The 11,663-nt window shown below is 65.1% G+C and carries 9 protein-coding genes; 8 read left to right on the forward strand and 1 reads right to left on the reverse strand.

What is annotated here, in order from left to right; translation table 11 throughout:
• On the reverse strand, positions 1–1,940 hold a 1,940-nt coding region (locus tag ABWP09_RS09740; RefSeq protein ID WP_353204949.1), incomplete at its 3' end, for a TonB-dependent receptor.
• A 110-nt stretch (positions 1,941–2,050) separates the two neighbouring features.
• Here ABWP09_RS09740 and ABWP09_RS09745 point away from each other — a divergent pair.
• The 8 genes from ABWP09_RS09745 to ABWP09_RS09780 all read left to right on the forward strand — a co-directional run bounded on the left by ABWP09_RS09745 (position 2,051) and on the right by ABWP09_RS09780 (position 11,271).
• Positions 2,051–2,233, forward strand: coding sequence for a hypothetical protein (locus ABWP09_RS09745; protein WP_176496391.1), 183 nt, complete (start codon positions 2,051–2,053; stop codon positions 2,231–2,233).
• A 134-nt stretch (positions 2,234–2,367) separates the two neighbouring features.
• The gene (locus ABWP09_RS09750; protein ID WP_353204950.1) at positions 2,368–3,573 is read left to right on the forward strand and encodes an efflux RND transporter periplasmic adaptor subunit; all 1,206 of its coding nucleotides are present in this window, start codon (positions 2,368–2,370) and stop codon (positions 3,571–3,573) included.
• 7 nt (positions 3,574–3,580) lie between these two features.
• Positions 3,581–6,748 carry an efflux RND transporter permease subunit gene (locus ABWP09_RS09755; protein WP_353204951.1) on the forward strand — a complete coding sequence of 1,056 codons (3,168 nt, stop codon included), beginning with the start codon at positions 3,581–3,583 and terminating at the stop codon, positions 6,746–6,748.
• 107 nt (positions 6,749–6,855) lie between these two features.
• The gene (locus tag ABWP09_RS09760) at positions 6,856–8,292 is read left to right on the forward strand and encodes an efflux transporter outer membrane subunit (RefSeq protein ID WP_353204956.1); all 1,437 of its coding nucleotides are present in this window, start codon (positions 6,856–6,858) and stop codon (positions 8,290–8,292) included.
• 76 nt (positions 8,293–8,368) lie between these two features.
• The gene (locus ABWP09_RS09765) at positions 8,369–8,722 is read left to right on the forward strand and encodes a poly(R)-hydroxyalkanoic acid synthase subunit PhaE (protein WP_353204952.1); all 354 of its coding nucleotides are present in this window, start codon (positions 8,369–8,371) and stop codon (positions 8,720–8,722) included.
• A gap of 103 nt (positions 8,723–8,825) precedes the next feature.
• Positions 8,826–9,893: an alpha/beta fold hydrolase gene (locus ABWP09_RS09770; RefSeq protein ID WP_353204953.1), complete on the forward strand. Its 1,068-nt coding sequence runs from the start codon at positions 8,826–8,828 to the stop codon at positions 9,891–9,893.
• Positions 9,890–10,426 (forward strand): GNAT family N-acetyltransferase, encoded by a 537-nt coding sequence (locus ABWP09_RS09775; RefSeq protein WP_353204954.1) that lies wholly within the window; start codon positions 9,890–9,892, stop codon positions 10,424–10,426. The genes ABWP09_RS09770 and ABWP09_RS09775 overlap by 4 nt, the downstream gene beginning before the upstream one ends.
• Before the next feature lie 53 nt (positions 10,427–10,479).
• Entirely contained in the window at positions 10,480–11,271 is a 792-nt protein-coding gene (locus tag ABWP09_RS09780) for an esterase/lipase family protein (protein WP_353204955.1), read from the forward strand.
• Positions 11,272–11,663 lie beyond the last annotated feature (392 nt).

The following is an 11,663-nucleotide window of genomic DNA, read 5'->3' on the forward strand; positions in this document are numbered from 1 at the left end:
CCGCCCGCACCGGCAGGACGGTCACCGCCACCCTGCCCGCCACCGCGTTCGGCGCGCGCCTGGTCGATCTGGCGTTGCACGCTCGCCGGAATTTTCAGGCCGGCAAAGGGGTTGGGGCCCTTGCCCGCACGCCACGCCTCGATTTGCTTTTGCAGTTTCGATTTCAGCGCGGTCGAGAAATTAATCCCCCAGCGCAGCTCCGACCGGCGCGTTTCGGCGACATTGATCGGGCTGGAATCAATCCGCTGCAACACGCCGCCGGTGCGCGTGAAGCGCGACGGGAACGCCGCTTCGATCGCGGCACTCGCGCTCGGGAACGCGACGACCGGATTTTCGACGCGCGCATCGATATAATTGGCCGATAGCGACAGCTCCTTGGTGCTCCACGGCTTCAGCGTCACGCCGAGCTTGCGGACATGGCTGCTGCTGGCACGCAAACCGCGATTGCCGCCCGACACCGTCGTCACCAGCGCATTTTGCCCGAGCACATAATCGAACACCGGCACGCCCGGCGTCACGATCTGCGGGTTGCCGATCTGCTGCGGGGTCGGTGCGCTATCCTGATCGGTGACCGATGCGATGATCCGGAGCGGCACGATCGGCGACCAGTTGAGGCCATAACCGACCGTCTTGAGCGTCCCGAAGTCGGAAAGCTGATCGACCGCGAGATTGCCATTGACCGACACCGTCCCGACCGCCGCCAACACGCCCTTGGCGCGACTGGTGAGCGGGACATCGAGGTTGATCTGGCCATTGCCACTGTTGCGCGACACCGCGCCGGGCGTGACGACGCCGCCACGAACCGACTGGCTCGAAAAGCTGTTGAAATCGCCGCCGACGCGGACGCTGGTCGACACATCGCCCGCCGGCAATTTGAACAGCGCGCCGTTGAGCAAGGCGTCGAGCTGCCCGATATTCGAAATCGAAGAACCACGGCTCGCCGGCAACGCGCCCGGCGGCGTGGTGGTCGGGTCGAACCCGACATCGGTCAGCGTCTTTGCTTCAGCGTGATCGTACCCGCCGGTCAGCGTCCACTGCCAGGTCCCCAGCACGCCGTTGAATGCGGTGCCGAAATGCGTGGTGGTGGTCGCATTGCGCTGGTTGAGCGGCGACAGATCGCCGCCCGGCGCGTTGGTCGGCAGGCCGCGTAGGCCGTTGCTGCTGGTCGTCCCGAGCGTCCCGTTGAAGGTCCCCGAAATGTTCCCGAAATTGCGCGCATAGGTCGCGTTGGCGTTGAAGGTCTCGGTGGAGGGCAGCAGCGTGCGAAACGGCCGCTGGTCGATCGCGCCGGGCGTCACGCTCGTGGCGATGTTGCGCTCGCGTTCGGTCAGCGCCGTGGTGGCCGAATATTCCAGATGAAGGTTGACCCGCCCTTTGTTGGCGATCTTGAGCAAATCGAGCTCGGCCTGCGGGGCATGGCGCCCGCCGGCCGTCGGCACACGCTCCGCCAGTTCGACCGTGGCCGCGCGGAAACGGCGGCGCAGCACGATATTCACGACCTTCTGGTCGGCGCGATAGCCATATTTCAGCGCGACCTCCTCAGGCAGGATGTCGACGCGCGCGATCGCTTCGGTGGGCAAATCGCGGATTTCGGAAAAGCCCGAGATACGCTTGCCGTCGAGCAACACCACCGGGGCGCCGCCACTGCCGCGGTCGCTGCGGATTTGCGGGCCGAGCTCGGCGAGCAATTCGGTCACCGAGCTGACGCCGTAAGAACGAATGTCGGCGGGCGACAGTTGCTGCTCGGGTGGAATGTCGCCGATCACCGAACCCGGCGGCCGCGCGCCGCGCACCACGATATCGCCACCGTCGTCGCCCTCGTCGGCGATCGCAGGCGGTTGTGCCGCCGGCCTGGCGGGAGTCGGTTTCTGCTGCTGCGCCAAGGCAAGGGTCGGGGTTGCTGCGAGCGCAAGCGTCAGCAGGGTCGAAGAGCGTTTCATTACGATTCCATACGTCGTTCGCGGGCGCGTTAGCCGCGATGTGTCGCAAGAGTGTGTCGAGAATGCGGGTACGCTGGCGCATTCGCCTCCGGCACGGTATCGCCAGCGCCATGAGCGAGGACCGATTCGAACGCCACCGGCAACCGTGGACCACCGATGAAATCCAGAAACTGCACACGCTCGCCAAAAAAGGCATGGCGCTCAAAGCTATTGCCAAGGCGCTCAAGCGCAGCGAGGAATCGACCAAGGACCGCGCCAAGGCCGATTCTTTGAGCATCGCAAAACTGCGTTAGTAAATGCCGCACTGCGAAAGGGCCGAACCGGGATAGTTGATCGAGGCCCGGAACAATCGCTAACGAAGCGCGTTGGGCCGCGATTGCATGAGGTATCCACCGCGCGCAAACAGCCCCGGAACGATGGATACGTAATGACAGTTCGGGCTTCTTATCTTCGTGCGATCGGCATTCTGGGTGTGGCGGCGCTCGCGCTCGGCGCGTGCGGATCAAGCGCTGGCGATCAGGCCAAAGGCGGTCGGGGCGCGGCCAAAGGCCCGCCCGAAGTGGGCTTTGTCGTGGTCCAGCCGAGCAGTGTACCGATCGTCACTGAACTCGCAGGGCGCACCGCTGCCTACCAAAGCTCGCAGGTCCGTCCGCAAGTCACCGGGCTGATCCGCCGCCGTTTCTTCACCGAGGGCGCACTCGTCCGCAAGGGCCAGCCGCTCTATCAAATCGATCCAAGCCTTTACCGCGCATCGACCAACGAAGCGCGCGCCAATCTGGCGAGCGCGGCCGCCAATGCCGAGGCCACGCGCGTCAAGGCAGAGCGCTACAAGCCGCTCGCTGATATGCAGGCCGTCGCCAAGCAGGATTATACCGACGCCGCCGCGCAGGCGCGGCAGGCCGCTGCCACGGTCGCCCAGACCAAAGCCGCGCTCGACACGGCGCGGATCAATTTGCGCTTCACCACCGTCCCCGCGCCGATCACCGGGCGGATCGGCCGGTCGCTGTTCACCGAAGGCGCCCTCGTCACTGCGAGCCAGACCGACCCGCTGACGACGATCCAGCGGCTCGACCCGATCTATGTCGATATTCAGCAAGCGAGCGCCGATTTGCTCCGCTTGCGCCGTGCCCTTGCGCAGGGGGGTGCCGCCGCCGCCAGCGCCGATGTCCGGCTCAAGCTGGAGGATGGCAGTGATTATGGCCTGGTCGGCACGGTCGAATTCTCCGAGGTGATGGTTGATGCCGCGACCGGGACCGTGACGCTGCGCGCGCGCTTCCCCAATCCGCAAGGATTGCTGCTGCCCGGCATGTTCGTCCGCGCGTCGTTCGCGCAATCGATCGACACCAATGCCTTCCTCATTCCGCAGCAAGCGGTCACGCGCGATCCCAAGGGCAATGCGACGGTCTTCATTGTCGCCCCCGACGGCAAGGGCGGCAGCAAGGCGGTATCGAAGCAAGTGACCACCACGCGCACGCTGGGGGCCAATTGGGTGGTGACATCAGGGCTTGCGGCGGGCGACAAGGTGATCGTGCAGGGCGTGGGCAAGGTGAAGGCCGACGCGACAATCCGCCCGGTCGCCGCGGGAACACCGCAAACGATCAAATCGCCCTCCTCCGACACACCCAAGAGCTGATCGCGCCGTGATTTCGCGCATCTTCATCGACCGGCCGATTTTTGCCTGGGTCATCTCGATCATCATCATGCTGGCGGGCATCGGCGCGATCTACACGCTGCCGGTCGAGCAATTCCCCGACATTGCGCCGCCCAACGTCAATATCCGTGCCAGCTATCCCGGCGCATCGGCCGAGACACTGGAAAATTCGGTCGCGCAGGTAATTGAGCAACAGCTGACCGGCATCGATGGCCTGCTCTATTTCAGTACATCGTCCTCCTCGCGCGGTCAGGTCTCGATCTCGGCGACCTTCGCCAAGGGTACCAACCCCGACATCGCGCAGGTCCAAGTGCAGAATAAGGTGCAGCAAGCCCTGCCCCGCTTGCCGCAACAGGTCCAGCAACAGGGCCTGACCGTCACCAAATCGAACCCCGATTTTCTGCTGATCGCGGCAATTTATGACACCAGCGACCGCACCACCAATCAGGACGTGTCGGATTATCTCGTGTCGAACCTGCAGGACACGATCGGGCGCATCAAGGGCGTTGGCGACATCAACGTGTTCGGCGCGCAATATGCGATGCGGATCTGGCTCGATCCCAACAAGCTCGCCAGCTTCAGCCTGATCCCGGGCGATGTCATCACCGCAATCTCGGCGCAGAATGCCGAGGTTGCCGCCGGCGAGATCGGCGGCACCCCCAACGTGCCGGAGCAAGTGCTCAACGCCATCGTGACCGCGCAGGCGCGCCTCTCCACCCCCGAACAGTTCCGCAACATCGTCTTGAAAACGCAACCCGACGGGTCCGCCGTCCGCCTGTCCGACGTTGCGCGGATTGAATTGGGCGCGGAGAATTACGGCGTCACCAGCCGCGTGAACGGCCATCCCGGCGCGGGTATTGCGGTCAGCCTGGCCCCCGGCGCCGATGCGCTGGGGACGGCCGAGCTGGTCAAGGCCGAGATCGAGCGCGCCTCGACGAGCTTCCCCTCGGGCTATGCCTTCAGCTTCCCGCAGGATTCGACCGCGTTCATCAAATTGTCGGTCGAGGAAGTCGAAAAGACGCTGATCGAGGCGATCGTCCTGGTCGTCATCGTCATGTTCGTTTTCCTGCAAAGCTGGCGCGCGACCTTGATCCCGACGATCGCGGTGCCGGTCGTGCTGCTCGGCACGTTCGGGATCTTCGCGCTGGCCGGGTTCAGCATCAATACGCTCACGCTGTTCGGGCTGGTGCTCGCGATCGGCCTGCTCGTCGACGACGCGATCGTCGTGGTCGAGAATGTCGAGCGGTTGATGGCGGAGAATCCCGACATGTCGCCGCGCGACGCGACGATCAAATCGATGGACGAGATCACCGTCGCGCTGATCGCGATCGCGCTCGTCTTGTCGGCGGTGTTCCTGCCGATGGCGTTTTTCGGCGGGTCGACCGGCGTGATTTACCGCCAATTCTCGATCACGATCGTCTCGGCGATGGTGCTGTCGGTGGTGGTTGCGCTGGTGCTGACCCCGGCCCTCACCGCAACGCTGCTGAAGCGCAAGCAGGACGAAAAGGCGGATGGCTGGATCGCGCGCAAGACGCAGCCGGCCAAGGATTGGTTCAACCGCGGGTTCGAACGGACCACCAATGGTTACGTGGCGGTGGTCGGCAATGTAGTGGACCGCAAATGGCTGTTCCTGCTGATCTATGCCGGCGTCGTCGCGATCCTGGCGATTATGTTCGTGCGCTTGCCGACCGGCTTCCTGCCGACCGAGGATCAGGGCATTGCGCAAATCCAGTACAATCTCGCGCCGGGGTCGACGCTCAACCAAACGCGCGAGGCGCAGCTGCAAATCGAGAAATACTTTTCGGGCAGCGAAGGCAAGAACGTCGCCGGATTCCTGACCGTCGCGGGCGGCGGCGGCGGCGGCGGCGGACAGAATGCTGGCCGCGGCTTCATCGCGCTCAAGGATTGGGCCGATCGCAAAGGAGCCGAGAACGGTGCCGATGCGATCACACAGCGCGCGACCAAGGCGCTGAGTGGCCTGCGCGATATCGAATTTTACGCAACGGTGCCCGCTGCCGTGCGCGGCCTCGGCCAATCGAACGGCTTTACGCTGCAATTGCAGAATACCGGCGGGATGAGCCGAGCCGAGTTCAAGGCAGCGCGCGACGGACTGCTCGCCGCCGCACGCGCCGACGCAACGCTAGCGGCGGTGCGCCCGACCGATCTGGACGATCAGCCAACATTGCGCGTCGATCTCGATCCGCAAAAGCTGAGCACGCTCGGGCTCAGCCAGGCCGACGTGAACACCACGCTGTCGACCGCCTGGGGCGGCCGTTACGTCAACGATTTCAACGACCGGGGTCGCGTGAAACGCGTCTATGTTCAGGGCGATGCGCCGTACCGCGCGACGCCGGAAGACCTCTCGAAATGGTTCGTGCGCGGATCGAGCGGGGCGATGGCGCCCTTCTCGGCTTTCTCGACCGTCGCCTGGAGCAAGACCCCGCCAACGCTCGCCCGCTTTTCGGGGATTTCCTCCTATGAGATTTCGGGTCAGGCGGCACCGGGGCAAAGTTCGGGCACGGCGATGAACACGATGGCCGCACTCGCCGCCAAATATCCCGGCACGTCGGTCGCGTGGAGTGGCCTGTCCTATCAGGAGCGATTGTCGTCGGGGCAAGCACCGTTGCTCTACGGCCTCTCGCTGCTGGTCGTGTTCCTGTGTCTTGCCGCGCTCTACGAAAGCTGGACGATCCCGATCGCGGTGCTGATGATCATCCCGCTCGGGCTGGTCGGCGCGATCTTCGCGGTCACGCTGCGGGGCCTGCAGAACGACGTGTATCTGCAGATTGGCTTGCTCACCACGATGGGCCTGGCCGCCAAAAATGCGATCCTGATGATCGAATTCGCCGAACAGGCCGAAAAGTCGGGCAAGCGCGTAATCGATGCCGCGCTGGACGCGGCGCGGCTGCGCTTGCGCCCGATCCTGATGACCAGTCTGGCGTTCATTTTCGGCGTGTTGCCGCTGGCGATTTCGACCGGTGCCGGCGCCAACAGCCGCGTCGCGATCGGCACGGCGGTGATCGGCGGGATGCTGACCGCCACGATCCTCGCGGTGTTCTACATCCCGCTCTTCTTCGTGCTGGTCCGCCGCGGCACGCGCGATGCGCTCAAGAAGATTCGGCACAAGCCAGCGCCGGATGCGGAGGCAACGGCATGACCTCTCCCAGCTCCGTCACCCCGGACGTGTTCCGGGGTCCACCGTGCGACAGTAAACCCTCGCCCAAGCGGCGCGGTGGACCCCGGCACAAGGCCGGGGTGACGTTGATGTGTGGTTTCGCGGCCGCGCTGTCGGCCTGTTCGTTCGCCCCGAAATATGTCCGGCCGGAACTGCCCGTCCCGCCGAGCTGGCCGGTCGGTGACGCCTATTTACGGCAAAGCGAGGCAACGTTGCCGAGCGTCGCGTATCGCGACATCTTCCGCGATCCGCGCCTGCAGCAGATCGTCGAGCAAGCGCTGGTCAACAATCGCGATCTGCGCATCGCCGCCGCCAATATCGCGGTGGCGCGCGCGCAATACCGTATCCAGCGTGCCGAATTGCTGCCCGCGGTCGAGGCTACATCGAACTATACGCGCAGCGATGCCGGGACCGGGCGCGCCTTCAATGGCGGTGCCCCCGTCACCGGCGGAGCGCGCGAGAATCTGTCGGCCGGGCTCGGCATCACGGCATTCGAGATCGACCTGTTCGGGCGCGTCCGCTCGCTCAGCACCGCGGCGCAGAACCGCTATTTCAGCACCGAAGCGGCGGCGCGCGCTACGCGCCTCACGCTGGTCGGCGACATTGCCACCGCCTGGCTGACCTATGCCGCGGACCAGAGCTTGCTCCAGATCGCGCGCGATACTGCGGCCAGCGCCGATCGCAGCGTGACGCTGACCAGATTGCGCCTCGACGGCGGCATCGCGCCGCGCACCGATCTGGCGCAGGCGCAAATCGTGGTGCAGACCGCGCGCTCCGACCTCGCGACGCAGACGACCGCAGTGGCGCAGGACGCCAACGCGCTGCAATTGCTGGTCGGCGCGCCGGTGGACGCCGCGTTGCTGCCGACCTCGATCGCGGAAGCGGCCGCGACCGTCGCCGCGCTGCCCGCCGGCGTCGATTCGGGTGTGCTGCTGCGCCGTCCCGATGTCGTCCAGGCCGAATATCAACTGCGCGCGTCCAATGCCGAGATCGGCGCGGCGCGCGCGGCCTTGTTCCCGCGCATCTCGCTGACCGCACTCGCCGGGCTCGCCAGCAACACGCTGAGCGGTTTGTTCACCGGTGGCGCGTTCAATTATTCGATCGCGCCGAGCGTCAGCTATCCGATCTTCCAGGCGGGTGCCGGTCGCGCCGGTGTCGCGCAATCGAAAGCGCAGCGCGACGTGGCGCTCGCGAGCTATGAAAAGACGATCCAGACCGCGTTCAGCGAAGTCGCCGACGCGCTCGCCCGGCGCGGCACGATCGGCGATCAACTGGCTGCGCAGACCGCGCTCAACGCCGCGGCGAGCGACAATTATCGCTTGTCCGACGCGCGCTATCGCGGTGGGATCGACACCTTCCTGCAAAGCCTCGACGCGCAACGCTCGCTCTATTCGGCGCGGCGTTCGCTGGTCACGACCCAGCTTATCGGTGCGACCAATCTCGTCACCTTATACCGTACGCTCGGCGGCGATGCGACGCTGGACGTCACGCCAAGCGGACCACGCGACGCCAGCACGGCCAAATGATGCTGCATTCATGCTGCACTGCAAGGTGCAGCATCGGCGCTTGACGGCTTTGCCCGGGCGGTGAAGAATGCCGTCAATGGCAAACCCACCCGACCCCGGCGCCCTGTTCCGCGACATGCTCGGCCAGTGGGAGCAGATGACCAATCAATTTGGCGGGGAAGCGCTCAAGACCGGCGAGTTCGCGCGCGTCATGCAAGGTGCCAACGCCGCCGCGATGCAGGCGCAGGGCGCGACCCACCAGATGATGGACCGCGCGCTTGCTGCCGCCAACATGCCGAGCCGCAGCGAAGTCGCCGACATTTCCGCCCGCCTCGCGCGGATCGAGGAAGCGGTTGCCCGGATCGAGGGCATCGTGATGGCGCAAGCCGGGATCGCGCCCCCGGCCCGCCCCAAACCCAAACGCACGCGCACGGCCCCGACGAAACGTTGAGCGGCCCGACTCCCCCAACTGTCATCCCCGCGAAAGCGGGGACCCATCTCGCCCCACCGGAGATGGGTCCCCGCTTTCGCGGGGATGACAAAGGGGCTGGACGATGAGCGATGCGCCCGACCTTCTGACGCAAGCCCGCACTGCGTTCGACCGCGCGCTCCAGCGCAACATCAAGGGCCTCGGCTATTTCGCATCCTCCGCCCCCGCGCTTGGGGCGTGCGCCAAGGATTTGCTGATCCAGCGCGGCACGATGAACCTCTACCATTACCGCCCGCTGGTCGATGATGTGTACCGTGTGCCGCTGCTGCTGGTGATGGCGACGACCAATCGCGGCTATATCTTCGACATGGTGCCGGGGCAGAGCCTGGTTGAATATCTGCTGAAAGCCGGGTTCGACGTGTTCATGCTCGACTGGACCGCGCCGCGCGCCGATGAGAAGACGCTGGCAATGGAGGACTATGTCCTCGATTTCCTGCCCCAGGCGATTGCGCGCGTGCAAGCCGAGACGGGCGAGGCGGACTTCACGCTAGTCGGTTATTGCTTCGGCGGCGTGCTCTCGGCGCTGTGGGCCGGGCTCCACCCGGATGCCCCGATGAAGAACCTCGTCTGCTTCACCACCCCGGTCGATTTCTCGAAGCTGGAGATGTTCCAGGCCTGGGCCGACCGACGCTTCTTCGATGTCGACCGGCTGGTCGATACATTCGGCAATTGCCCGGGCGACTATCTCTACACCGCGTTCGATCTGCTGCGTCCGGGCGGGCGGATCGCGAGCAACATCCGGCTCGCCGACAATTTGTGGAACGACGATTATGTCCGCTCCTTTCGCATGTTCGATCGCTGGACCAGCGACATATTGCCGCTGCCCGGCGAATATTTCCGCCAGACGGTGAAGCAACTCCTGTGGGGCAACGCGCTGTACGAAGGGACAATGCAGGTCGGCGGGCACCGCGTCGATCTGGCCGCGATCACCGCGCCGTTCCTGCATGTCACCGCCGAGCACGATCACATCGTCCCCTCCGCCGCGTCCGCGCCGCTGATCGACATGGTCGGCAGCACGAGCAAGGAACAGGTGACATTAAAGGGCGGGCATGTCAGCCTCGTCGCCGGCGGCAATGCGATCAAGCGCTTGTGGCCGAAACTGGTTGACTGGCTCGGGGAGCGTTCGGAATGAGCCATCATATTCGCCGGTTCGAGGCCAAGGATGCAGCGGCGATGCTCGCCTTTGCCGAAGGCTTGCCCGAGCATGATTTGCTCTTCCTCGGCCGCGACCTGAAGCATCCGCGCGTGATCGCGGCGTGGGTCGAGGCGATTGCCGAGGGCTGGATCGACAGCCTCATCGCCGAGGAAAATGGCCAGTTCGTCGGCACCGCCGCGTTGGTGCGCGATCCGCTCGGGTGGAGCGCGCATGTTGGCGAGGTGCGGTTGCTCGTATCCCCCGCGAAGCGCGGTGCTGGCCTCGGGCGCGATTTGCTCGAAGGGATCTATTCGATCGCGATGGAGCGCGGCATCGCCAAGCTGACCGCACAAATGACGCCCGACCAGATCGGGTCGGTCATGTTGTTCGAAAGTCTCGGGTTCCGCGCCGAAGCATTGCTGAAAGATCAGGTGCGCGATCGCGCCGGAAACGCCTTCGATCTCGCTATATTAAGCCATGATGTCGCGCGCGTCGCGGCGCAGCATCGCGCGTTCGGCGTGGAGGATTGAACCATATTGCAATGCAGCACGTTAAGACTGCACGTCCAAGGAAGGAACGCCCGATGCCTACCCCCCAAGCGACAACGCAGGTCGCCCCGCCCTCCGCATTGCTGGCGTTGACCGAATTGCCGCGGGCGCTGGCGGAACTGTCGAGCCTCGGCATGGCGGCCCCGTTCCTCGCCAGTGCGCCGCGCGGCGACGGGCATCCGGTGATGGTGCTGCCGGGCTTTGTGACGAGCGACATTTCAACCACGGTGCTGCGCCGCTACCTGACGCAAATCGGCTATGATGCGCATACGTGGGATCTCGGGCGCAATCTCGGCCCCAAGGCGATCGGCCAGCAAGGCGAGAAACTCGTCGCGCGGCTGAAGGCGATCCATGACGCGACCGGCCAGAAGGTCAGCTTGATCGGCTGGAGCCTCGGCGGCGTGATGGCGCGCCAGCTCGCGCGGCGCGCGCCCGAGGCGGTGCGGCAAGTCATCTCGCTCGGATCGCCCTTCACCGGCACGCCCAAGGCGACCAATGTCTGGCGCGCCTATGAAATGCTGACCGGCCAGAAAATCGACGATCAGGATGTGACCGAGCAACTGCGCGAAAGCGCCAGCCCGCCGCCAGTGCCCTCGACCTCGATCTACACGCGCGAGGACGGCGTCGTCGCATGGCAGAATTGCGTCGAGCCACGCTCGGCCGAGACCGACAATATCGAAGTGCATGGCAGCCATTGCGGCTTGGGGGTGAACCCGGCGGTGCTCTACGCCGTTGCCGACCGGCTGGCGCAGGCCGACGGGGATTGGCACCCGTTCAAGCGCAGCGGTTTGCGCGCGCTGGTCTATCCGTTTGCGGGGCATGCCTGAGGCGGGTTGCGCTTAAAGTCACACGAGTCACACCATCGAAGCACATGCGCAGGGCCGATCGCTGACGTTCAGCGGTCGGCCGCTGTCGTTTGGGGTGGGTGATCGACGGTGGAAAGAGCGGGCTTGCGGAGTATGGCAGAGGTGTTGCGTGTAGGACATGGCGTGCGGCTGACTGAAACCGCCCATCTGCGCACCCCGTTTACGGACGTGGTTCGCCGTCACCCCGGCCCTGTGCCGGGGTCCACTGCGCAGCTGGCATAGTCCATGACGATCGATCGCGATCCGGCGTGGACTGATCTTGTACTTCGGTCCGGCCGACCGCCCCCGACTGTGCGATCGCGGCACGGTGGACCCCGGCACAAGACCGGGGTGACGATTATTACTTCCAATGC

The organism is Sphingomonas sp., assembly GCF_040398505.1.
Lineage (GTDB): Bacteria > Pseudomonadota > Alphaproteobacteria > Sphingomonadales > Sphingomonadaceae > Sphingomonas.